This window comes from Serratia sp. CY52157 (assembly GCF_052168495.1).
GTDB classification, from domain to species: Bacteria; Pseudomonadota; Gammaproteobacteria; order Enterobacterales; family Enterobacteriaceae; genus Serratia; species Serratia ureilytica.
The window spans coordinates 759,116-783,107 of sequence record NZ_JBJNMO010000002.1; the positions used below are offsets into that span (position 1 = coordinate 759,116).

Annotated in this window: 22 protein-coding genes and 1 other annotated feature; of the genes, 12 read left to right on the top strand and 10 right to left on the bottom strand. The window is 54.0% G+C overall.

Annotated elements, in window-relative coordinates:
- Positions 1-14: 14 nt before the first annotated feature.
- From ACJ8IP_RS13390 to ACJ8IP_RS13430, 9 genes are all read left to right on the top strand, one after another.
- Complete coding sequence (locus ACJ8IP_RS13390) at positions 15-1,898, top strand: DUF4422 domain-containing protein (protein ID WP_164106173.1); 1,884 nt, start codon at positions 15-17, stop codon at positions 1,896-1,898.
- Between the two features lie 4 nt (positions 1,899-1,902).
- Positions 1,903-3,057, top strand: a complete 1,155-nt coding sequence (gene glf, locus ACJ8IP_RS13395; RefSeq protein WP_033650766.1) for a UDP-galactopyranose mutase — start codon at positions 1,903-1,905, stop codon at positions 3,055-3,057.
- Entirely contained in the window at positions 3,054-3,953 is a 900-nt protein-coding gene (locus ACJ8IP_RS13400) for a glycosyltransferase (protein ID WP_164106172.1), read from the top strand. Before glf ends, ACJ8IP_RS13400 begins: the two co-directional genes overlap by 4 nt.
- A 14-nt stretch (positions 3,954-3,967) precedes the next feature.
- The gene (locus ACJ8IP_RS13405; protein ID WP_033650622.1) at positions 3,968-5,110 is read left to right on the top strand and encodes a glycosyltransferase family 4 protein; all 1,143 of its coding nucleotides are present in this window, start codon (positions 3,968-3,970) and stop codon (positions 5,108-5,110) included.
- 253 nt (positions 5,111-5,363) lie between these two features.
- On the top strand, positions 5,364-6,770 hold the full coding sequence (gene gndA / locus ACJ8IP_RS13410; RefSeq protein ID WP_042784055.1) for an NADP-dependent phosphogluconate dehydrogenase: 1,407 nt from the start codon (positions 5,364-5,366) through the stop codon (positions 6,768-6,770).
- A 222-nt stretch (positions 6,771-6,992) separates the two neighbouring features.
- Positions 6,993-8,093 (top strand): acyltransferase family protein, encoded by a 1,101-nt coding sequence (locus tag ACJ8IP_RS13415; protein WP_099817909.1) that lies wholly within the window; start codon positions 6,993-6,995, stop codon positions 8,091-8,093.
- Between the two features lie 50 nt (positions 8,094-8,143).
- Positions 8,144-9,166, top strand: a complete 1,023-nt coding sequence (locus ACJ8IP_RS13420; protein WP_080280840.1) for a glycosyltransferase family 2 protein — start codon at positions 8,144-8,146, stop codon at positions 9,164-9,166.
- Between the two features lies 1 nt (position 9,167).
- The gene (locus ACJ8IP_RS13425; protein ID WP_042784056.1) at positions 9,168-10,442 is read left to right on the top strand and encodes a glycosyltransferase; all 1,275 of its coding nucleotides are present in this window, start codon (positions 9,168-9,170) and stop codon (positions 10,440-10,442) included.
- Positions 10,443-10,591: 149 nt separating this feature from the next.
- Positions 10,592-11,965, top strand: a complete 1,374-nt coding sequence (locus ACJ8IP_RS13430) for a glycosyltransferase (RefSeq protein ID WP_164057317.1) — start codon at positions 10,592-10,594, stop codon at positions 11,963-11,965.
- A 120-nt stretch (positions 11,966-12,085) separates the two neighbouring features.
- Here ACJ8IP_RS13430 and hisIE read toward each other — a convergent pair whose 3' ends face one another.
- The 9 genes from hisIE to hisL all read right to left on the bottom strand — a co-directional run bounded on the left by hisIE (position 12,086) and on the right by hisL (position 19,371).
- On the bottom strand, positions 12,086-12,706 hold the full coding sequence (gene hisIE, locus ACJ8IP_RS13435; protein WP_015377251.1) for a bifunctional phosphoribosyl-AMP cyclohydrolase/phosphoribosyl-ATP diphosphatase HisIE: 621 nt from the start codon (positions 12,704-12,706) through the stop codon (positions 12,086-12,088).
- Positions 12,700-13,476: an imidazole glycerol phosphate synthase subunit HisF gene (hisF, locus tag ACJ8IP_RS13440; RefSeq protein WP_033642483.1), complete on the bottom strand. Its 777-nt coding sequence runs from the start codon at positions 13,474-13,476 to the stop codon at positions 12,700-12,702. The genes hisIE and hisF overlap by 7 nt, the downstream gene beginning before the upstream one ends.
- On the bottom strand, positions 13,458-14,195 hold the full coding sequence (hisA, locus tag ACJ8IP_RS13445; RefSeq protein ID WP_042784058.1) for a 1-(5-phosphoribosyl)-5-[(5-phosphoribosylamino)methylideneamino]imidazole-4-carboxamide isomerase: 738 nt from the start codon (positions 14,193-14,195) through the stop codon (positions 13,458-13,460). The genes hisF and hisA overlap by 19 nt, the downstream gene beginning before the upstream one ends.
- Before the next feature lie 5 nt (positions 14,196-14,200).
- The gene (gene hisH / locus ACJ8IP_RS13450; RefSeq protein WP_021504315.1) at positions 14,201-14,791 is read right to left on the bottom strand and encodes an imidazole glycerol phosphate synthase subunit HisH; all 591 of its coding nucleotides are present in this window, start codon (positions 14,789-14,791) and stop codon (positions 14,201-14,203) included.
- On the bottom strand, positions 14,791-15,858 hold the full coding sequence (gene hisB, locus ACJ8IP_RS13455; protein WP_164106168.1) for a bifunctional histidinol-phosphatase/imidazoleglycerol-phosphate dehydratase HisB: 1,068 nt from the start codon (positions 15,856-15,858) through the stop codon (positions 14,791-14,793). The genes hisH and hisB overlap by 1 nt, the downstream gene beginning before the upstream one ends.
- Positions 15,855-16,943 carry a histidinol-phosphate transaminase gene (gene hisC, locus ACJ8IP_RS13460; RefSeq protein ID WP_072627990.1) on the bottom strand — a complete coding sequence of 363 codons (1,089 nt, stop codon included), beginning with the start codon at positions 16,941-16,943 and terminating at the stop codon, positions 15,855-15,857. The genes hisB and hisC overlap by 4 nt, the downstream gene beginning before the upstream one ends.
- The gene (gene hisD, locus ACJ8IP_RS13465) at positions 16,940-18,247 is read right to left on the bottom strand and encodes a histidinol dehydrogenase (protein WP_042784060.1); all 1,308 of its coding nucleotides are present in this window, start codon (positions 18,245-18,247) and stop codon (positions 16,940-16,942) included. The genes hisC and hisD overlap by 4 nt, the downstream gene beginning before the upstream one ends.
- 4 nt (positions 18,248-18,251) lie before the next feature.
- A complete protein-coding gene (gene hisG / locus ACJ8IP_RS13470; RefSeq protein WP_015377256.1) occupies positions 18,252-19,151 on the bottom strand; it encodes an ATP phosphoribosyltransferase in 900 nt (299 codons plus the stop codon).
- 70 nt (positions 19,152-19,221) lie between these two features.
- Positions 19,222-19,348: a sequence feature (His leader region), on the bottom strand.
- Positions 19,324-19,371 (bottom strand): his operon leader peptide, encoded by a 48-nt coding sequence (gene hisL / locus ACJ8IP_RS13475; RefSeq protein WP_100396937.1) that lies wholly within the window; start codon positions 19,369-19,371, stop codon positions 19,324-19,326. (Overlaps the previous feature by 25 nt.)
- Positions 19,372-19,600: 229 nt before the next feature.
- Between hisL and ACJ8IP_RS13480 the strand changes: the two genes are divergently transcribed.
- Positions 19,601-20,425 carry an SDR family oxidoreductase gene (locus ACJ8IP_RS13480; RefSeq protein WP_342174851.1) on the top strand — a complete coding sequence of 275 codons (825 nt, stop codon included), beginning with the start codon at positions 19,601-19,603 and terminating at the stop codon, positions 20,423-20,425.
- Positions 20,426-20,431: 6 nt separating this feature from the next.
- Here ACJ8IP_RS13480 and ACJ8IP_RS13485 read toward each other — a convergent pair whose 3' ends face one another.
- The gene (locus ACJ8IP_RS13485; protein ID WP_096242091.1) at positions 20,432-21,346 is read right to left on the bottom strand and encodes a LysR family transcriptional regulator; all 915 of its coding nucleotides are present in this window, start codon (positions 21,344-21,346) and stop codon (positions 20,432-20,434) included.
- Between the two features lie 250 nt (positions 21,347-21,596).
- On the opposite strand from ACJ8IP_RS13485, the gene speB reads away from it, so the two are divergent.
- Both speB and ACJ8IP_RS13495 read left to right on the top strand, forming a co-directional pair.
- Entirely contained in the window at positions 21,597-22,529 is a 933-nt protein-coding gene (gene speB, locus ACJ8IP_RS13490; RefSeq protein WP_046686736.1) for an agmatinase, read from the top strand.
- 77 nt (positions 22,530-22,606) lie between these two features.
- Positions 22,607-23,992, top strand: coding sequence for a sodium:solute symporter (locus tag ACJ8IP_RS13495; protein WP_069100902.1), 1,386 nt, complete (start codon positions 22,607-22,609; stop codon positions 23,990-23,992).

The window sequence follows — 23,992 nt, forward strand, 5'->3', positions numbered from 1 at the left end:
GCCAGGTAGTGCAAATGCAGAATATTAAAATATATACGTGTCATCACAAGCCTAGCGCTTTTCTCGACTCAAAGTGGATACAACCAATTCATGTCGGTAAGGCTAATAGTCTTACCGAGATTGGATGCCTTGGTGATGATACGGGTGATAATATATCGTTCAAAAACCCATTCTATTGTGAGTTGACTGCGCATTATTGGGTATGGAAAAATGCAGAGCCAGCCGACTATGTTGGGTTTATGCACTACCGGCGTCATCTAAATTTCTCTAACGATCAGCAGGCCCCGGAGGACCGATGGGGCGTGGTGAGTGCTGAGAAGGTAAGTCGAGAATACCAAGATAAATTTGGTTTGAATGATGAAACGATTCCTCTTTGTCTCGAAGGCGTCGACATTATTTTGCCTAAAAAATGGGATGTTGGTGCTGCAGGTAGCAAAAATAATTATCAGCATTATAAAATCTCTAACCACTTGCATATCGAAGACTATGATGCCGCATTGACCGTATTGGGAGAGCTTTATCCCGAATATATCACTGCCGCAGAAAAATTTAACCAAGCCTCAGATGGTTATTATACGAATATGTTCGTGATGAGAAAGGACATCTTTGAGGACTATTCAATCTGGCTCTTTTCTATTTTAGATAAGTTGGAAGAGAGGCTGAGGTTTAAAAACTACAGCGATCAGGAAAAGCGAGTTGTCGGCCACATTGCAGAACGGTTACTTAACATTTATGTTGGTCACAAGCGAGAAGTTGGCACCTTAAATATTAAAGAGCTGCAGAGAACCTTTATTCAGAATGAAACCTTCTCGGCGACGCTGGAACCTGCATTCTCTGATAATAATGTACCGGTTGTCATTTGCTTCGATGATAATTATGCGATTAGCGGGGCTGCATTAGTCAACTCTATCATTAAGCATGCTAATCCTCTTTTGAATTATGATTTGGTGGTGCTTGAGAACGGAGTGTCTCAGGCGAATAAGCAACGTTTCTTCTCTCTGCTTGCTGAGCATGACAATATCAATCTCCGCTTCTTTGATGTTAACGCTTTTTCAGAGATAAAGAATGCGTTTACGCGTGCACATTTCAGTGCTGCAACCTATGCGCGTTTGTTTATTCCTCGGCTGTTTGCTAAGTATGAAAAAGTGATCTTTATTGACTCGGATACTGTAGTCGAGAATGATTTAGCAGAGTTACTCGATATCCCGTTGGCCGATAACTTGGTTGCGGCGGTAAAAGATATCGTGATGGAAGGCTTTGTTTTGCTTGGCGCCATGTCACAATCCAGTGACGGAGTGATGCCGGCGAAGGAGTACCTTTCTTCTTCATTGGGTTTAATCAATCCAGATGAATATTTCCAAGCGGGAATATTGGTATTTAACATTGTTCAGATGAGTAAAGAGAATACCTTTTCCAGCCTGATGGAGGCGATGCAGGGTAAGCGATACTGGTTCCTCGATCAGGATATTATGAATAAAGTTTTCCATGGCCGCGTACATTATTTGCCGTTGGAATGGAATGTCTATCATGGTAACGGTAATACAGAGACATTTTTCCCCAATTTGCCATTTTCGACCTACATGCGTTTCCTTGAGGCGCGTCGTAATCCGAAGATGATTCACTTCGCTGGTGAGAATAAACCGTGGAATACGCGTTGCGTTGATTTCTTCGATAATTATCACAAGAATATACTGAATACGCCCTGGGCTCCGGAGCTTTATGCCCGCTTGCAAGGCGAGAGGAAGGATTCGTCACCCGCACGTAAGAAGAGTGGGGCACCGATATTGAAACGCTCCATAATGTTTATTCTTAATCGTGTAGCGCCGAAAGGGACAACGCGGCGTAATGCAATGACCAAATACTACTACAAATTTAGACAGCTAATTCGCGGATCATAAGATGATGAACAGTAAGAAAATTTTAATCGTTGGAGCAGGCTTTTCCGGTGCGGTGATCGGGAGAAAATTGGCTGAGCAAGGCCATCAAATTCATATTATCGATCGCCGTACTCATATCGCTGGCAACTGCTACGACGCTCGGGATGAAAAGACGGACGTGATGGTGCATACCTATGGTCCGCATATTTTCCATACCGACAACGAGCAAGTCTGGAACTTTGTGAATCAGTACGCCACAATGATGCCTTATGTTAACCGCGTAAAAGCGACGGTAAACGGCCAGGTTTTCTCGCTGCCGATCAATTTGCACACCATCAACCAGTTCTTCAAAAAAACCTGTTCACCAACGGAAGCGAAAGCCTTGATCGCCGAGAAAGGCGATTCCAGTATCACCGATCCGCAATCGTTCGAAGAACAGGCGCTGCGCTTTGTCGGCAAAGAACTGTATGAAGCCTTTTTCAAAGGTTACACCATCAAGCAATGGGGCATGTCCCCGGCACAGTTGCCGGCTTCGATTCTGAAGCGTCTGCCTATTCGTTTTAATTATGATGATAACTATTTCAATCATAAGTTCCAGGGGATGCCGAAAGACGGTTATACCAAAATGGTGGAAGGTATTCTGGATCACCCGAATATCTCGGTGACGTTGGATACCCAGTTCCAAATGCAGGATCGTGAGGGCTACGATCATGTGTTTTACAGCGGTCCGCTGGATGCGTTCTATGACTTCCAGTTTGGGCGCCTCGGCTACCGTACGCTGGACTTTGAGAAATTTACCGTGGAAGGGGATTATCAAGGCTGTGCGGTGATGAACTATTGTGAACAGTCGGTACCTTATACTCGCATCACCGAGCATAAGTACTTCTCCCCTTGGGAACAGCACGAAGGGTCGGTTTGCTATAAAGAGTACAGCCGCGCTTGCGAAGAAAATGATATCCCTTATTACCCGATTCGTCAGGTCGGTGAAATGGCATTATTGGAAAAATACGTCGATTTGGCCGAAAAAGAACATGACATTACCTTCATTGGCCGCCTGGGTACGTATCGCTACCTGGATATGGACGTGACCATTGCCGAAGCACTGAAAACGGCTGAAACCTATCTGGCCAGTCTGGAGCAAGAAAACGCTATGCCAGTATTCACGGTCAGCATCAGATGAGATGTTCGGCGTTAATTGTTACATTCAATCGCCTGGAAAAATTGAAACAATGTTGGGCGGCAACCTCTGCGTTGCCGTTTGATGACATTGTCATTGTCGATAACGCGTCGACCGACGAAACGCAGTCGTGGCTACACAGTATCGAAGATAGCCGTTTGCACGCCATACGCGCTGCGCAAAACGACGGCGGCGCAGGCGGGTTCAGGCTCGGAAGTGAATATATTGCGAGTAAGATAGACACCGACTGGGTGTTTATGTTCGATGATGACGCTTATCCCGATCGCACATTGTTGACACGTTTCGCTGAATTGGCGCAACGGTTCGACTATGAGGCCTACTGTTGCCGAGTCCTGGATAGACAAGGGACGTTATGCAAAATGAACGTACCTTTCAGCAAGATGCCTACGTCGTTGGTACACACGTTGGGTTATATCGCCAGACCCGAACGTTACATCCCCGCAGAGCTTAAGCCTGCGGATGTCGTGACTTTCTCATTTGTTGGTGCAATAATACGCAAAGACGTTTTAGCCGCTAACATTGAGTACATTTGGCCAGAACTTTTTATTTATTATGATGATCTTTACTTCTCTTACAGGTTGAGTCAACAAGGGTATCGGTTCCGGTACTCACCAGAGTTGGTATTTCTGCACGATGTGCCTGCTGGCCAGGGGGGGATAAACCCGCCCTGGAAAGTCTACTATCTGGTCAGAAACCTGCTCCTCTCAAGGATGCTTTTCAAAAAACATGAAAGACCTTACTCACTCGGAGCTATCGTGTTACGTATTGCAAAATATTTACTTTCTTTTACCTCTCAAGGCAAAAAAGGTGAATATATTAAATACGTAGTGCGCGGTATTGTTGACGGTATATCACGTAAAAATGGTAAACAACATTAGCCGGTAAGAGTTAAATGAAAAAGATTTGTTATTTTATCAACTCAGATTGGTACTTTGAACTGCATTGGGTTGAAAGAGCGCTGGCGGCTCAGGCTGCTGGCTATGAAATCCACGTTGTTAGCCACTTTGTGGGAGACGACATTCAGCAAAAGTTGGCAGATAAAGGTTTTATCTGCCACGATTCATCAGTATCTGAGCTGTCCATCAACCCGTTCAACTTCTTTGGTTCATTGGCCAAGGTATGGTCGTTGCTCAAAAAAATTGACCCAGACGTACTGCATTGCATCACTATCAAACCTTGTTTGATGGGGGGGTTCTTTGCGCGTTTTTACAACAAACCGATTATTCTGGGCTTTGTCGGGCTTGGGCGTGTCTTTATGGAAGACAAATTGTCAATGAACGTCATTCGTTATCTGACGTTACATTCGTACAATCATATCTTTAAGAACAAAAAATGCTTGCTGGCCTTTGAGCACGAACACGACCGCGATCGACTTCTTGCGCTGACTGAAGCGAAAAAAAGCCAAACGGTTGTTATCGATGGTGCCGGCATTAACCCCGATATTTATCACTACTCGCTAGAAATCAACCGCGAAAAACCGGTCGTCTTGTTCGCCAGCCGATTGCTCTGGAGCAAAGGATTGGGCGATCTGGTCGAGGTGAAAAAGCGCTTGGCGCAGAAAGGCGTGGATTTTGTGTTGAATGTGGCGGGAATTTCCATTGTTGACGATCCGGATGCGATTCCGCTGTCGCAAATAGAAGAATGGCACCAGCAGGGGCTCATCAATTGGTTGGGTCGTTGCAGCGACGTTTACAGCCTGATTGAGGCCTCTAACGTTGTCGCTCTGCCTTCTACGTATTCAGAAGGCATTCCGCGTATTTTGCTGGAAGCGTCTTCGGTTGGGCGTGCTTGCATCGCTTATGACGTGGGTGGTTGCCAAAGTCTGATTATTGATGAGTACACCGGCAGCCTGGTGGAGATGCGCAATATCGAGGTTCTGGCAGAGAAGTTGGAGCAGTTGCTTACCAGTCCAAGCAAGCGCGTTGAGATGGGCGTGCGCAGCCGTGAGCGTATCGAGAGCAAATTCGCCTCATCATTGGTTATTGATGACACGTTAAAGCTCTATCAGCGTGCGATCGCAGCCGGAAGTTATTGAGCGTCGTGTGTGCGTGGGGTTTTTCGGTAAAAGGACAGTGGAAAATCCAAATTTGTACGCAAGAGTCATGGCTGTAACCTAAACGGCTGTTATTGTCGCGATTGTGTAATTTTTGATGGTTCGTAATCTGTTGCAAAGCCTATCGCACCAATCACTACCCACCCGGCTCAATCCTGAGTTAACATGTGTGCCACATCACAAAACCTGCTGGCCGACGTTGCCAGCAGGGTCATCCTCAGACAGGAGTTCCTAAATGTCCAAGCAACAAATCGGCGTTGTCGGCATGGCGGTAATGGGCCGCAACCTCGCGCTGAACATCGAGAGCCGTGGTTACACCGTTTCCATTTTCAACCGTTCTGGCGACAAGACTGACGAAGTAATCGCTGAGAATCCGGGCAAAAACCTGGCGCCGTATTACACCGTTGAAGAGTTTGTCGAATCGCTGGAAAAACCGCGCCGCATCCTGCTGATGGTGAAAGCGGGCGAAGCGACGGATAAAACCATTGCCTCGCTGACTCCGCATCTGGACAAGGGCGATATCCTGATCGATGGCGGCAACACCTACTATCAGGACACCATCCGTCGTAACCGCGAACTGTCCGACCAGGGCTTCAATTTCATCGGCACCGGCGTTTCCGGCGGTGAAGAGGGCGCGCTGAAAGGGCCTTCCATCATGCCTGGCGGCCAGAAAGAAGCTTACGAGCTGGTGGCGCCGATCCTGGAGAAAATCGCTGCGGTTGCGGAAGGCGAGCCTTGCGTGACTTACATCGGCGCTGACGGTGCAGGCCACTATGTGAAGATGGTGCACAACGGCATCGAATACGGCGACATGCAGCTGATTGCCGAAGCCTATTCTCTGCTGAAGCAGGCGCTGAACCTGAGCAACGAGCAGCTGGCCGAAACCTTCGCCGAGTGGAACAAGGGGGAGCTGAACAGCTACCTGATCGACATCACCAAAGACATCTTCACCAAGAAAGACGAAGAGGGTAAATACCTGGTCGATGTGATCCTGGACGAAGCCGCCAACAAAGGCACCGGCAAGTGGACCAGCCAGAGCTCGCTGGATCTGGGCGAACCGCTGTCGCTGATCACCGAATCGGTGTTCGCACGCTACCTGTCCTCGCTGAAAGATCAGCGCGTTGCCGCGTCTAAAGTGCTGACCGGGCCGAAAGTGGCACCGTTCACCGGCGACAAAGCCGAGTTCATCGAGAAAGTGCGTCGCGCGCTGTATCTGGGCAAGATCGTATCCTACGCGCAGGGCTTCTCTCAGCTGAAAGCCGCGTCCAAAGAAAACAACTGGGATCTGCACTACGGCGAAATCGCCAAGATCTTCCGTGCCGGCTGTATCATCCGTGCCCAGTTCCTGCAGAAGATCACCGACGCTTACGCGGCGGACGCTGATATCGCCAACCTGCTGCTGGCGCCATACTTCAAGCAAATCGCCGACGAGTACCAACAGGCGCTGCGTGATGTTGTGGCCTATGCCGTGCAGAACGGTATCCCTACGCCAACCTTCTCCGCCGCGATCGCCTACTACGATAGCTACCGTTCAGCGGTGCTGCCGGCTAACCTGATCCAGGCGCAGCGCGACTACTTCGGCGCGCATACTTACAAGCGTACGGATAAAGAAGGTGTATTCCACACCGAATGGTTAGACTAACGTACTGTAATCATTAAATATTTTAAACCACCATGCTACTGGCATGGTGGTTTTCTTGGCTTTAATTAATTATTCCTACTAGCCGTTTCTGCATTAATTGTTACTACTTCATTTGGCGTCATTCCCTCTGTCTTCAATATTGCGAAATTATCAAGACAGCATATATATGCTGACTCTTTACGACACTATTAGATAGAGAGAAAGGTTCATATTAAGGTTTTTATGAAAAAAATAACCTATCTTGAAGGTTTACGGGGTATATGCTGCTTTATTGTTATTATTGATCACTGCGTCAGTATCTATAAACCAGATATTAGATATACATCGTTTAGCGATATTGGAGGAATGCTGCGGCGGTTAATTGCATGGACACCATTAAATATAGTTTACAGTGGAATTGCACCTGTTTGCATTTTTTTCATTCTAAGCGGTTTTGTTCTTTCGATTAAGTTCAATAAAACCCACGAGGGTAGTGCCATATTCAATGGCGTTGTAAAGAGATACCCAAGGCTGGTTCTTCCTATTTTAGCCTCTATGCTGATGAGTGCATTGCTATATTATATATTGAAGTATACAACTGGCCATGTGATTGAACTCGGTTTTATTCCAGCGATTCTTGAAGCGGTGTATTTCGCGCCTTTCCAACATGTGCCTTTGCATAATTATGCTCTGTGGACTATATCTTTCGAGTTTTATGGATCTTTTATTGTTTTTGGTCTGCTTGCGTTCTTCGGTATGCACCGTAGGCGACTAATATTTTATGCATTGGTCTTCTCTTTCCTTTATGCATGGGGCTCCTTTTATTGTCTCTTCGTCTTTGGAATGATTTTAAACGATTTATATATCGACAATAAATTCAAAATCCATGGAGTGCTGCGTGCACTTATGTTTTTGATCGGCATTGTGCTGGCAACTTCGCCGTATGAACGGGATGGCGTGTATTTATATGGAGGCATCTATAAATACATTGAATACATTTCCGTTGGCTCATATCGAGATACTTATCAAATGCTTATGTTGACAGGAAGTATGCTGATTTTTATGTCGATTTTAGGCAGTAGTTTGAGTGAAAAGTTGCTCGAAAACAAGCTGGCGCAGTTTTTGGGACGTATCTCTTTCCCGTTATATGTCGTACATGTCTGTATACTTAATATTATTGCTGCAATAGCGAAGAGTTATTATGGTGACATACACATGTCTACGTTCATAATGCTATTGTTAGTTACCGTATCAGTGTGCCTGTTGCTTTCTTACTATTTTGAAAAGTATATTGACTTGCCATCAATTAAAATGGCAAATGTATTCGCTAAAAAAATAGCATGATTTTCGCAACCATCAAATATATGGCTGACATTTTTAAGTGGATTCAATGAATGAATAAGGATGCTATGATCGACGTTAATAGTAATACTTCCGCAGCAAGCGAAAGTGTTAAGATTTCGATAATAATCCCGGTATACAATGCTCAGAATTCCATTGTCGCAACCCTGGATTCTATTTTACGTGCGATTAAGAGTACACATGAAATCATCCTCGTCGATGATTGCTCTACTGATAATACTATCTCGGTGATCGAGGGTTATCTTGCTCAGAGAGGAAATATCAAGCTCATTAGGCAAGAGAAAAATCAGGGGCCGGGTGTTGCCAGAGATGTAGGCTTGGCGTCAGCGAGCGGTGAGTATACGATCTTCTTCGACAGCGATGACTTTATGCTGCCTAATGTGGCCGATAATGCCATCGCCAAGCTTGAAAAAGAAAAACTGGACGTTGCCGTAACTCAGTACAATATCGTTTATGGCAAAGCCAAAGAAAGTATTGGCATGTGGGAAGGCGATGAGAAGTTGTTTGAGGAAGTGCGAGTAAAATATGGTGATATCCTTTCTCTGCAAAAGCTACCCGATTTCCTGACGCTAACAAACTATCCTTGGAATAAAATCTGTAGAACACGGTTTTTAAAGGATAATGACATAAAGTTTGGCAGTTTACGTTTACATGAAGATATTTTTCCGCACTGGAAAATATTGATGAATGCAGAGAGAGTTGCCATTCTGAACGATGCAATATGTAATTATATGCTTTGTCCTGAAGGCAGTAATGTGACTAATAATAAAAGTCAGTTACGTATGCAGTGCGTAGATGCTATTGCTGAGTTATATGACTATATTAAGTCAGATAAGCGCTATGATGTTTATACAACGAGTTTCTTCTTGTTTAGCGTAAATCTGATTGATTGGGCAAAAGAAAATATAGTTATTGACTTCAAATCAGCACTAGTCTCCAAAGTGAGAGACGTTTTCCTGCAGAGCAGTTACAGTGATCTGCAAAAGGTTTTCCACACAAATAAATATATTCATTCTAAAGTGTGTGAGTATTTAGTTAATAAAAAGGTTTTTTGAGATGACTGCAAAATTATCTATCATTGTCACGTCCTATAACATCGAAAAATACATTGGCGAATGTTTGGACAATGTTCTAGCTCAAACGCTAGAAGATATTGAAATCATTGTAGTGGATGATGGTTCTAAAGATAGCACGCCGAAAATTATCGAGTCTTATGCCGAGAAAGATAAGCGTATCATTCCTATTTTGATGAAAGAGAACTCACCTGGCGGGGTTGCTACCGTTGCTAATATTGGCATGGAAGCCGCTACGGGCGAATTTATTGGTTTTGCCGATGGTGACGATCTTTACGATCCGACAATGTTCGAGAAGCTTTATAACATTGCAGTGGCTGAAAATGCCGATGTCGCGATGTGTAACTTCCTCGAGTTTGAGACAGAAACCGGCATCGAGAATGCGCCGTATGAACCTGCCTGGGCAACATTAGCGAACAAACCCGTTTGGGATATTCGCAGCGTTGAGAACAAGAAGAAAGTTCTCGAATTGTTGCCTGTGCCATGGCGTAAAATTTACAAGCGGAAGCTCATTACCGACAATAATCTGAAATTCCCTGTTGGGAAATACTTCTTCGAAGATAATGGGTTCCATTGGTTTGTCACGTTAACGTCAGATAAAGTCTGCTTTATCGATGAAGTGCTCTGCTATCACCGCCGTAACCGTGCTGGCCAGACGATGATGGCCGGCGGGGATCGGTTACTCGGTGTTTTCCTGCAGCACCAGGTTATTTTTGACTATCTTGAAAAGTCAAAAATGCTGGCGCAATACCGCGAGTATTCACTCAACTGGCTGGTTGGCCATATTGCTTGGGTAAGCCAGGTTCTTACGCCTACGTTTTCCACAGAGTTCTACGAAACACTGTTGCCGCACGTAAAACGCTATCAGAAAGGTGAGATCCAGTCTTACTTGTCCACGCGCTTCTATGACAGAAAAACGGTTGGTCTCGTTATTGCACTGATGAAAGAAAGCAGTGCAGATTTCTCAAAAGTCATGAATGGTTGGGTAGCGAAAACGAAGGCTGAAAAATTACGCTTCAACTACGATAAACTGGGGCCTGGTGGGTTGCTGAATATGCTGGTGCGTATAGGCAAGCACAAGTTTATCGAACGCGGACTACATCGTAAGAGTACGCGGGCTTTGTTGATTGAAAATAATGCAAGATTGGACTCCATTCATTGGCGTTTGTCAGAGTTAGAGAGAATGATCGAGTCTGGGTTTATTCTGCAAGAGCAGAGAATTGCGGAAATAAAAAAGCAGGTTGAAGAGATTAAATAATCAGAAATAGGCCTTATGCGGTAGCATAAGGCTTTTTTCATTTAATCTCCTTCGATTATATGATTATAGGATCAAGCGCGGGAGGTTTCGCTGGGGGCCAATGTCATTCTAAAAGTTGGCTTTATTACAATGAACATGGTGGAATAATAATGTCTGAAGTTAAAACGATACCCTATGTTTCGGTAGTTATGCCAGTTTTTAATGCCGAGATTTATATTTTTGATGTCATTGATAAAGTCAGAAAGCAAACGCTGAAAGAACTCGAGATTATTATCGTTGACGATAATTCTACGGATGGTACCAAGGCGATCCTGGAGCGTATTGCCGCCGAGGATGACAGGGTTATATTGCTTTCCGGCATTGAAGGTGGTGGGGCCGGTGCTGCACGCAATGTTGGTTTAAGCCATGCCCGAGGTGAGTTTGTTGTTTTCCTCGATGATGATGATTTCGTTGATGAAAACCTGATGGAAAAAGCCTATTCAATGGCGAAATCGCATGATGCCGATGTTGTCATTTATAGAAGCCAGTTTTATAACGTTCAGCAGGATAAGCATCTGTCGATTCCCTGGTCGATACGCACAGATCTGCTGCCACAAAAAAACGTGTTCTCTTCCATTGAGATCGAGAGGGATTTTTTCAACGCTTTTATTTGGTGGCCTTGGGACAAAATGTTGAAGCGTGAGAGGATATTAGCTGAAAATTTGCAATTTCAGCAAATAAGAACCTCAAACGATCTCTATTTTATTTGTGCGTTCGTTTTGTTATCTGAAAGAATATGTATTCTTGATGATGTATTAATTGATCACACGGTTTCCAGAGAGACATCTCTGTCTAATACCCGCGAAAAGTCCTACCACTGTGCAATTGATGCGTTGGAAGCATTGAGATCCTTAATGATTGAGAGAGGGATCTATGATGGACGAAAAACCGATTTTATCAACTATTCGGCTTCATTTCTCGAGTGGCATTTAAATACCTTGTACGGTAAGGCTTATTTCACATTATATGATGATGTCAGAAGTTATCTGAATAAGCTCGGTGCTAAGTTCGAGGATTTTTACGAAGAAAGAACACAAGTTTTTTTCGACAGTCTTTATCGTTTGTCAGCGGATGAGTACCTCTTTTATTTAAGCCGACGTTTGCAGAATGAAAACGATGAGTTGGTTTCTGCTAATTATGATCTCTCTTCTGCCAATCGTGAGGCCGAGTCGTCTTATCAGATGTTGTCTACCTCTTACCAAGACGTTTGCGCCGAGTTCAAACGTAAAGAGGAAGCGGAACAGAAGCTACATGCTGAACAGCAAGCTATGGAGGCTAAGCTGAGTGCTCTGGAGGCTCGACTCAGAGCCCATGAAGGGGTGATTCTCGAGAAAGGCCACCAATTGAGAGCCGCTGAAAGCGAGATAGAGTCGCTTACGCATCAACTAAGAGAGTGCGAAATGCGCAATCGTGAGATAGTAAATTCTTGGCCATGGCGGCTGATGGCCCTGTTCCGGCCTTCGCGCAAAAACGGAAAAAATTAAGAATCACGTAGTGGGGGCTGGGCTTTGATTCTCTTCTGCTGCTGTTTTCGATGCTTGTGAACAAATAAAAAGCCGCCGAGGTTAACGCCCGGCGGCTTTTTTATTGCGCGTGATTTAATGTCACGCTTTTTTCTGATGCCGCTCGCGCAGCCGGCCGATCACCGCGCTCAGATCCAAATCCTGGTCCTGCAGCAGCACCAGCAGGTGATAGATCAGATCCGAGGCCTCGTTGGTCAGCTCTTCGCGATCGTTGACCGTGGCGGCCAGCGCGGTTTCCACGCCTTCTTCCCCGACCTTCTGCGCGATGCGTTTGGTGCCGCTGGCGTACAGGCTGGCGGTGTATGAGCTGTCCGGGCTGGCATGCTTGCGCTCCGCCAACAGCTGTTCCAGCTGATAGAGGAACGTCCAGTCGCTGGCGGCCGGATGGAAGCAGCTGCTGTTGCCCAGGTGGCAGGTCGGGCCGATCGGGTTGGCCAATACCAGCAGCGTGTCGTTATCGCAGTCCGGCGTGATGCTGACCACCTTGAGGAAGTGGCCGGAACTTTCGCCTTTGGTCCACAGGCGCTGCTTGGTGCGCGAAAAGAAGGTGACATTGCCGCTCTGCTCGGTGGTCGCCAGCGCTTCCGGCGTCATGTAACCCAGCATCAGCACTTCGCCGGAAACGGCGTGTTGCACGATGGCCGGCATCAGGCCGTCGGTTTTCTCCCAGTCCAGCTGGTTTCTCTGTTGTTCTGTCAGCACACGCGAATCTCCACGCCTTGTTCGACCAGGAACCTTTTCAGTTCGCCGATATTGATGATTTGTTTGTGGAACACCGATGCCGCCAGCGCGCCGTCGACGTCCGCATCGCGGAACGCTTCCAGGAAGTGCTCCATCGTGCCCGCACCGCCGGAGGCGATCAGCGGCACTTTGCAGACCTCGCGCACCCGACGCAGCTGCTGCAGATCGTAACCGTTGCGCACGCCGTCCTGGTTCATCATGTTCAGCACGATCTCACCGGCGCCGCGGCGCTGCACTTCCTGCACCCAGTCGAGGGTTTCCCACTGGGTGACGCGGGTGCGGCTCTCGTCGCCGGTATATTGATTGACGTGATACTTGCCGGTTTCACTGTCGAACCAGGTATCGATGCCCACCACGATGCACTGCACGCCAAAGCGATCCGCCAGGCGGCTAATCAGATCGGGATCGGCCAGCGCCGGTGAATTGATGGAGATTTTGTCGGCGCCGAAAGACAGGATCTGGCTGGCGTCCTCGGCGCTTTTAATGCCGCCGGCGACGCAGAACGGAATGTCAATCACCTCCGCCACGCGCGACACCCAGCTTTTGTCCACCACCCGGCCGTCGCTCGAGGCGGTGATATCGTAAAACACCAGCTCGTCCGCGCCTTCTTGCGCATAGCGCTGCGCCAGCGGCACGATGTCGCCGATGATTTCGTGGTTGCGGAACTGCACGCCTTTCACCACTTGCCCGTCTTTAACATCCAGACACGGGATTATCCGTTTTGCCAGCATGCAATCGCCTCCTCAACGCTAAATTTACCTTCCAGCAGGGCGCGCCCGACGATCACGCCGGCAACGCCGCTGCCGCGCAACTGGGCGATGTCGTCCAGATTGCCGATGCCGCCTGAGGCCTGGAAGGCCACCTGCGGATAACGGCGGCTGATCGCCTGATACAGCGCCACGTTGGAACCGGCCAGCGTGCCGTCGCGCGAAATGTCGGTGCACAGCACGTGTTTCAGCCCGTAGGGCAGGAACTGCTCTACCACCTGTTCAAGCGTGGCGTCGGAATCCTCCTGCCAGCCGCTGATGGCCACGCGCTTCACGCCCTGCGCGTCGATGCGCACATCCAACGCCAGTACCAGCGCGTCGGCGCCATAGCGTTCGAACCAGCTTTGCACCAACTGCGGTTGTTTCACCGCGGTGGAGCCGATCACCACGCGCGTGGCGCCGGCCTCCAGCAGGGCGCTGACGTCTTGCTCGTTGCGGATGCCGCCGCCGACCTGCACCGGCACGTTAACCCCCGCCAACAGCTTGCGCAGCAGCGGGATCTGGCGCGCGGCCGGATCTTTGGCGCCGGTCAGATCGACCAGGTGCAGCACCTGGGCGCCCTGTTGTTGATAGTCCTGCAGGCGCAGCAGCGGATCGTTGCCGTAGTCGCGCTGTTGGCCGTAATCGCCCTGATGCAAACGCACCACGTTGCCGTCGATCAAATCCAAAGCCGGAATAATCATGCTGCCTACATCTCCAGAAAGTTTTTCAACAGTTGCGCGCCGGCCGCTCCAGATCGTTCTGGATGAAACTGCACGCCGAAGAAGTTGTCTTTTTGCACGGCGGCGGTGAAGGGCTCGCCGTAGTTCGCCTGAGCGATGGTGCTGGGGCATATCGGCATCGCATAGCTGTGAACGAAATAGAAGTAGGCGCCGTCATCGATGCCGCGGAACAGATGGTGGCCCGCCTGCGCGGATACCTGGTTCCAGCCCATGTGCGGCAGCGGCAGGCCGAAGTCGGTCATCTGCTTTACCGGCGTATCGATGAGGCCGAGCGTCGTTATGCCGCCGTTCTCTTCGCTGCTGGCCGCCAGCAGCTGCATGCCGAGGCAAATGCCCAGCACCGGCTGCGTGCAGGCCCTGATCAGTTCGATCAAATCGCGCTCGCGCAGCTGATCCATCGCCGCCTGCGCGGTGCCGACGCCCGGCAGGAACAGCTTGTCGGCGCGCAGCACGATCTCCGGATCGCGGCTCACCTCCGGCTGATAGCCCAGGCGCCGCACCGCGTAGGTGACGGAGGCCAGGTTGGCGCAGCCGGTATCCAAAATCACCACGTTCATCACAGCACTCCTTTCGAACTCGGCAGGGTATTGCCCTCGACGCGGATCGCCTGGCGCAGCGTGCGGCCAAACACTTTGAACAGGCTCTCGACCCGGTGGTGGTCGTTTTTGCCCTTGGTCTTCAGGTGCAGCGTGCAGCCCATGGTGTAAGAGAGCGAACGGAAGAAGTGCTCGACCATTTCGGTGCTGAGATCGCCGACGCGCTGATAGTTGAACTCGGCCTTGTACTCCAGGTGCGGGCGGCCGGAGATATCCAGCGCGCAGCGCGCCAGACACTCGTCCATCGGCAGCACGAAGCCGAAGCGGGCAATGCCGCGCTTGTCGCCCAGCGCCTTGTTCAACGCTTCGCCCAGCGCCAGGCCGGTGTCCTCTACGGTGTGGTGATCGTCGATATACAGGTCGCCTTTGACGTCGATCTCCATGCGGAAGCCGCCGTGGGTGGCGATCTGATCCAGCATGTGGTCGAAGAAGCCGACGCCGGTTTTGATTTTGCTGCCGCCTTCGCGATCCAGCCAGACGTTGACATCGATCTGCGTCTCTTTGGTCACGCGGTTAACCCGCGCATGACGGTCGCGCAGGGTCAGCTGGCGCACGATCTCTTTCCAGCCCAGCACGCCGCGCTGGTAGCGCAGCCCCTGAATGCCCATGTTTTCCGCCAGCTGCACGTCGGTCGGCCGATCGCCGATCACGTAGCTGTGGGCGGTATCGAGCACGCCGGGTTCGAGGTAACCCTTCACCAGCGCGGTCTTCGGCTTGCGGCAGTCGCAGTTGTCCGCCGGCAGGTGCGGGCAGATCAACACGTCGGCGAACTGAATGCCCTGCGAGTTAAGGATCTGCATCATCAGGTTGTGCGGCGGATCGAAGGTTTCCTGCGGGAAACTGGCGGTGCCGAGCCCATCCTGATTGGTGATCATCACCAGCTGATACCCCGCCTGTTGCAGCGCCAGCAGGGAAGGGATCACGTCCGGCTCAAGCGCCAGCTTGTCCAGGCGGTCAACCTGGAAATCTTCCGGTGGCTCGGCGATCAGCGTGCCGTCACGATCGATAAAGAGGATTTTTTGGCTCACATTGGCTCCTGGCGAGTCTGGTTGGCGCCGGGCAGGGCGGACAAGGCGTCCACCACGCGTTGACATTCGTCGCGGGTGCCTATGGTGATGCGCAGGCAGCCGGACAACCCGGGCTGTTTGTTTTGGTCTCGTAAGATAATGCCCTGATCCCACAAGCTTTTAAACACATTACTTGAGGCGGTGAAGCGGGCCAGCAGGTAATTGCTGTCGCTGGCGAAAACCTGCTCGACGCAGGCGCATTTTTCCAGCTGTTGCTGCAGCCAGCTGCGGGTGGCGGCGATGTCGGTGACGCGCTGGCGCATGGTGCGGATGCCTTCGGCGCTCAGCGCCTGCGCGGCGATATCCGCCACCGGCGTCGAGAGCGGGTAAGGCGCGATCACCTTCAGCAGCAGGGCGATCAGATCTTCGTTGGCGAGCGTAAAGCCGCAGCGCAGGCCGGCCAGCGCAAAGGCCTTCGACAGCGTACGCAGAATAGCCAGGTGCGGATAGTCGCTCAGCCACCCGGCCACCGAGGCCTGCGGGCAAAACTCGATATAGGCTTCGTCCACCGCGACGATCGCTCTGCCTTTGGCCATCTCCAGCAGGCTGCGCAGAGAGTCCGGGTCAATCAGGTTACCGGTCGGGTTGTTCGGGCTGCAGACGTAGATCAGTTTCACGTTGTCCAGGCTGTCCGCGATGGCCGGCAGATCCAACTGCCAGTCCTCTTTGGCGGCTACGGTGCGGCGCTCCACGCCAAAGGTTTCGGCGCTGACGGCGTACATGCCGTAGGTCGGCGGGCAGAACAGAATGGCGTCTTTGCCCGGCTCGCAGAAGGCGCGGATCAGCAGCTCGATGCCTTCATCGGCGCCGCGGCTGACCAGCACCTGCTCTTTCTTGACCCCGGCATAGGCGGCGTAGCGTTCGATCACCTGCGCCGGCTGGCACTCCGGATAGCGGTTGAAGGTTTGCGCGGTCAGTTGGAATTCCGGGGCGATCGGGTATTCGTTGGCGTTCAGCCATACGTCGCCCTTGCCGCCGAGGCGGCGCGCCGATTGATAAGGGGTCAGCTCGCGAACGTTGGCGCGCGCCAGTTTTTCGATGCTCATGCTTGCTCCTTCAGGGCGGCGACGCGCAGGGTCACGGCGTTCTTGTGGGCGATCAGCTGCTCGGCGGCAGCCAGCGTCTCGATGGTGGCGGCCAGGTTGCTGAAGCCCTGCGGCGTCAGCTCCTGCACCGTCATGCGTTTTTGGAAATCGGCCAGCCCAAGGCTTGAGCAGGTGGCGGTGTAGCCGTAGGTCGGCAGCACGTGGTTGGTGCCGGAGGCGTAATCGCCGGCGGACTCCGGCGACCAGTCGCCGAGGAACACCGAACCGGCGCTGGTGATGCCGTCCACCAGATCGCGCGCATTGCGGGTCTGAATGATCAGGTGCTCCGGGCCGTAACGGTTGCTGATGGCCACGCACTCCGGCAGATCGCGCGCCACGATCAGGCGGCTGCTCGCCAGCGCCTGGCGGGCGGTGTCGGCGCGCGGCAGCTCGGCCAGCTGGCTTTCCACCGCGTCGGCCACCGCCTGCGCCATCGCCGCGTCCGGCGTCAGCAGGATCACCTGCGAATCCGGGCCGTGCTCGGCCTGCGACAGCAGATCGGAAGCGACAAATGCCGGGGTGGCGCCGGCGTCGGCGATCACCAGCACTTCCGAAGGACCGGCCGGCATGTCGATGGCCGCGCCGTCAAGGCGCTGGCTGACCTGCCGCTTGGCTTCGGTCACGAAGGCGTTGCCCGGCCCGAAGATCTTCGCCACGCGCGGCACGCTTTCGGTGCCGAACGCCAGGGCGGCGATCGCCTGCGCGCCCCCGACCTGAAACACTTCCTGCACGCCGCACAGCTGCGCCGCATACAGGATCTCATCGGCGATCGGCGGCGGCGAGCACAGCACTACCCGGCGGCAGCCGGCGATGCGCGCCGGCGTCGCCAGCATCAGCACGGTGGAGAACAGCGGCGCCGATCCGCCGGGAATATACAGTCCCACCGAGTCGATTGGGCGGGTCACCTGCTGGCAGCGCACGCCCGGTTGCGTTTCGACGTCCACCGGCGGCAGTCGCTGCGCGTTGTGGAAGGTTTCCACGTTGGCGACGGCCACCGCCATCGCCTGTTTGATGTCGTCGCCCAACCGCGCGGCGGCGGCGGCGATCTGCTCGGCGCTGACGCGCAGCGTCGAGACTTCCGCCTTGTCGAAACGGGCGCTGTAGTCGCGCAACGCCCGATCGCCGTTGGCCTTCACGTTGTCGAGGATCTCATTCACCGTGCGGGTGATGCTGTCGGAAGCGGCGATCGCCGGACGCATCAGCAGCTCGGCCTGGCGTTCGGCGCTGCACGTCGCCCAATCGATCGGCGTGTTGAAGGTCGACATGGCGTTACTCCATCATCTTTTCAATCGGCAGCACCAGAATCGAGCTGGCGCCGAGCGCTTTCAGTTTTTCCATGGTTTCCCAGAACAGGGTTTCGCTGCTGACCATGTGCATCGCCACGCGGTTCTGCGCGCCGGCCAGCGGCAGAATGGTCGGGCGTTCGGCGCCCGGCAGCAGCGCGACGATCTCGTCCAGCTTCTCGCTCGGCGCGTGCAGCATGATGTATTTGGATTCGCGCGCCTGGATCACGCCCTGAATGCGGGTCATCAGGCGGTCAATCAGCTGCTGTTTGGCTTCAGGCATTTCGCCGTCGCGCTGGATCAGGCAAGCTTTGGAGCGGTAGATCACCTCGACTTCGCGCAGGCCGTTGGCCTCCAGCGTGGCGCCGGTAGAGACCAGATCGCAGATGGCGTCGGCCAGGCCGGCGCGCGGCGCCACTTCCACCGAGCCGTTCAGCAGGCAAGATTTGAAGCGCACGCCCTGTTTGTCGAGGTATTGCTTCAGCAGGTGCGGGTAAGAGGTGGCGATGCGGGCGTCCTGCAGGCTTTGCGGGCCGGCGTATTCGGCGTCGAGCGGGGTGGCCAGCGACAGGCGGCAGCCGCCGAAATCGAGGCGGCGCAGGGTGAAGTAGCGCGGGTCTTCACCCTGTGCGCGGCGGCTGAGCAGCTCTTCTTCCAGCACGTTCTCGCCGATGATGCCGAGATCGACCACGCCGTCCATCACCAGACCCGGAATGTCGTCGTCGCGCACGCGCAGGATATCGATCGGCATGTTTTCGGCGAAGGCGATCAGACGCTGCTGCTGCAGGTTAATCTTGATGCCGCAGCGCGCCAGCAGTTCCTGGGATTCATCGCTCAGGCGGCCCGACTTCTGCATTGCGATCCGTAAACGTGTCTTGTCCAGCATGGTAACCTCTGTTTAATCTGTAATTTTATGAATTTATTGTAAAAACTATTCTTTCTGTCTGTCCGGAGCCAAAAAAAAACCCTCGGAAGAAATCTTCCGAGGGCTTTCTCTTGCGTTCTGCGCGCCACTGGAAGATTAACAAACCGTCTTCCAGCACACATCGCCTGAAAGACTAGTCAGGGTGATGGTGATGATGGTGGTTGAACTGAACGCGTGTCATGGTGTTTTCTCTCAGCAAAAGTCGGTAAAAAACCGTATGGCAATTAAGCTAAACTATCCGCTGTCCGCCGTGCAACTCTTTTTTATCGTCATAAATTTAATTTATTGAAACAGGTTGAGTTATTAGCCACACACGGCTTTACCTAACCTTAAGCCGGTCAGATTGTATCGCCGCGCGCAGTGGCGTAGCCTTAAGGGCAGGGCGCTGCGATCTTCAGGAGAGGAAGAGGATGAAAAAGGTAGCCATTATTGGTCTGGGTTGGTTGGGCATGCCGCTGGCGTTGTCGCTGATGGGCCGCGGGTACGACGTGGTCGGCAGCAAAACCACGCCGGACGGCGTCGAGGCCGCGCGGATGAGCGGCATTGAATGTTATCAGTTGGAGCTGACGCCGGAATTGATCTGCGATCCGGACGATCTGGCGTCGTTGCTGCGCGTGGATGCGCTGGTGGTCACGCTGCCCGCGCGCCGCACCGTCGAAGGCAGCGAGAACTATTTCAATGCGGTGCGCATGCTGGTGGACAGCGCAATGGCTTTCGGCGTGCCGCGGGTGATCTTCACCAGTTCCACCTCGGTGTATGGCGAAACCGCCGGCACGCTGCGCGAAGAGTCGCCGCTGCGGCCGGTCACGCCGTCCGGCCGGGTATTGGCCGAGCTGGAGCGCTGGCTGCACGAGCTGCCGAATACCTCGGTGGACATTCTGCGCCTGGCGGGGCTGGTGGGCGTCGATCGCCACCCAGGCCGCTTCCTGGCGGGAAAACTCGATGTGAAGGGGGGCTCGCAGGGGGTGAATCTGGTGCATCAGGACGACGTCATCGCCGCCATCCAACTGCTGCTCAAGCTGCCGAAGGGCGGCCACGTGTACAACCTGTGCGCGCCGCGTCATCCGGCCAAGCGCGATTTCTATCCGGCCCTGGCCGAGCAGTTGCACCTGGAGCCGCCGCAGTTTGCCGACGAAGCGGAACAGGATGAGCGGCTGGTGGACGGCAACCGCATCTGCAACGAGCTGGGTTTTGAATACCAGTATCCCGATCCGGCGCGCATGCCGGTCAGTTAACGTCCGTCAGGCCCCGCACATGCGGGGCTTTTTTTCGCCGGCGCGCGCCAAATCCTCCAACAGCGCGTTCAACGCCTCGTCGGGTTGGACGGGGCGGCTGACCAGGCTGAGCGTGGCGCGGTAAGAGAGCGCCGCGCCGCCCAACTGCCGCAGCAGCCCTTGCTCCACCCAGCGCGCCGCATAGTGGGTGGGCAGATAACCGAGACAGGTGCCGCTCAGCACCAGATGGGCGACGCTCTCCATGTGGTGGGCCACCGCGGCCAGATGCGGCGGGGCGATCGGGCACAGCTGCTGCGCCAGCAGGTAGCCGCGTTTGACCCAGCGCGCGTTTTCAATCTGCTCGCGCTCGGGTTCTTCCACCGCGAACAGCGGGTGATCCTCACTGCAATAGATCGCCTGCGTCTCCTCCAGCCACGGTTGATAACGCAACGCCTCCAACTGCTGGCCAAAGTAGCCGATGCCCAGATCGAGCTGCCGGTGCAGCAGCCCTTGTTCAATCTCGTTCGGTGAACAGATGCGGCACTGCAATTGCACGTCCTGGTGGCGCCGCTGAAAGTGCTTGATGGCCTGACTGAACGGGTTGCCCGGCAGTGAAACCAGGTTATCCACCAAACCAATTTGCAGATCGCCGGTCAGCAGGCCGTTCAGCGACTGGCTGACCCGGGTGAAGTCGCGGGCGGCGTTGAACAAGGAGCGGCAGGCGATCAGCATGCGTTCCCCTTTTGGCGTCAGCCGGAAGCCGGAGCGCCCGCGCTGGCACAGGCGAAAACCCAGTCGCGTTTCCAGCGAGGCCAGATGGGTGCTGATGGTGGATTGGTTCATCAGCAGCGTTTCCTGTGCGGCGCTGACGCCCTGGGCTTCCGCCACCGCGACGAACACCCGCAACAGCTTCAGATCGATATCGCTTAGGTTAGTGAGCATCGCCCCCTCCGCAGAACGTCGGCCGCTTAACCCATTTTTAACATTGAAGAAATAGGCGCGGCGCTGAAGATATGGACTTTCTTATGGCATGAGATTGAAATAAAAATCAACACTTCAATGGGTTAGTTACATCGTGTTTTTCGATGTTTACATGCAAAAGCGGGAATGGTAGCCGGTGCGGTCAACGGGGTAGTCTGCGAATGTTGCTTAAATGTTTCAATTTATCGCAAGCCCAAGACAAGGAAACGCCATGCTGAACCAACCCCAAAGCGGCAACGACATGCCGCGCTTTGCCGGTCTCCCCACCATGATGCGCCTGCCCGCCGCCGATCAGGCGCGTGGTCTGGACGCCGCCTTTGTCGGCATTCCTCTGGATATCGGCACCTCCAATCGCAGCGGCACCCGCTATGGCCCGCGCCAGATCCGCCAGGAGTCGGTGATGATCCGCCCCTACAACATGGGCACCGGCTCCGCCCCATTCGAACGGCTGCAGGTGGCCGATCTGGGGGACGTCGCCATTAACCCCTACAGCCTGGCGGACAGCGTACGGCGCATCGAGGCGGCTTACCGCGAGATCCTGGCGCACGGCTGCACGCCGTTGACGCTCGGCGGCGACCACACCCTGACGCTGCCGGTGCTGCGCGCCATCGCCCATCGACATGGCCCGGTCGGGCTGATCCACGTCGATGCGCATTCCGACACCAACGAGGAGATGTTTGGCGAACAGCTGGCGCACGGCACCACCTTCCGCCGCGCGTTTGAGGAGGGGCTGCTGGCGCCGGAAAAAGTGGTGCAGATTGGTCTGCGCGGCAGCGGCTATGCGGCGGATGACTTCGATTGGTCACGGCGCCAGGGCTTCCGCGTGGTGCCGGCCGAAGCCTGCTGGCATCGGTCGCTGACGCCGCTGATGGCGGAGATCCGCGAGCAGATGGGCGATGCGCCGGTTTATCTCAGTTTCGATATCGACGGGCTGGATCCGGCCTTCGCGCCGGGCACCGGCACGCCGGAGGTCGGCGGACTGTCGGTTTGGCAAGGGCTGGAGATCGTGCGCGGCTGCCGTGGGCTGAACCTGATTGGCGGCGACGTGGTGGAGGTGTCGCCGCCTTACGATCGCTCCGGCAATACGGCGCTGCTGGCGGCCAACCTGCTGTTTGAAATGCTGTGCGTGCTGCCGGCCCGCTGAGGCCGTCGTACTGACCCTGCCGGCGGAGCGGTTGCGTCGGGCCCCCTGATAACAATAACAAAGGAGTGGAGGTACCCATGAATCTCGATCTGCTGGTTGTGGTGATTTACTTTCTGGTGATAGGCGCGGTGGGGTGGATGGGCATTCGCCGCGCCAACTCCAAAGAGGCGTATCTGGTGGCCGGGCGCAACCTGGGGCCGGGGCTGTATCTGGGCACGCTGTCGGCGGTGGTGCTCGGCGGCGCGTCGACCATCGGCAGCGTCAAGCTCGGCTACACCTACGGCATCTCCGGCGTCTGGCTGTGCGGCGCGCTCGGGCTGGGCATTGTGGTGCTGAGTCTGGTGCTGGCCAAACCGCTGCTCAAACTGAAGCTGTATACCGTCAGCCAGGTGCTGTCGCGGCGGTATCACCCGGCGGCGCGGGTCACCAGCGGCGCGATCATGCTGGCGTATGACCTGATGGTGGCGGTGACCTCGATCATCGCCATCGGCAGCGTGATGCAGGTGATGTTCGGCCTGTCGTTCAGCGCGTCTATCCTGCTCGGCGGCGGGCTGGTGGTGCTGTATTCGACGCTGGGGGGCATGTGGTCGCTGACGCTGACCGACATCATTCAGTTCATCATCATGACCGTCGGCATGATGCTGGTGCTGATGCCGATGAGCATCGTCAAGGCCGGCGGCTGGGAGGCGTTCACGAGCCTGCTGCCCGCCGGTTACTACCAGCTGTCGTCGATCGGGCTGGATACTATTCTGGTATTTTTCCTGATCTACTTCTTCGGCATTTTGATCGGTCAGGACATCTGGCAGCGGGTGTTCACCGCCCGCAGCGCCAACGTGGCGCGCTTCGCCGGGCTGGGGGCGGGCGTCTATTGCGTGCTGTACGGCGTGACCGGCGCGCTGATCGGCATGGCCGGCAAGATCGTACTGCCGTCGCTCAGTAATACCGACGGCGCCTTCGCCGCCATCGCGCAAGCGGTGTTGCCGGTCGGCGTCAGCGGGCTGGTGGCCGCGGCGGCCCTGGCGGCGCTGATGTCCACCGCCAGCGCCTGCCTGCTGGCCTCTTCGACCATCGCGCTGGAGGACGTGTTGCCGGCCATCCGCCGTAAACCTTCTGGCGGGCTGGCCGCCGGGCGCTTCACCACGCTTTTCATGGGCGCGGTCATGCTGGGGCTGGCGTTTGTGGTGCGCGACGTGCTGGCGGCGCTAACGCTGGCTTACAACCTGTTGGTGGGCGGCATGCTGATCCCGTTGGTGGGGGCTATCTTCTGGCCGCGCGCCACCAGCGCCGGCGCCATCGCCAGCATGCTGGCCGGCAGCCTGTGCGTGGTGGGGCTGATGATCTGGCACGGCATCGACGCCAACAGCCCGATCTACGGCGGTCTGCTGGGCGGCGGCGTCGCCTTCGTGTTGGGCAGCTTGCTGAGCCGCCCGGCGCCGCAGCTGCAGACCCAAACCGAGCGTTGA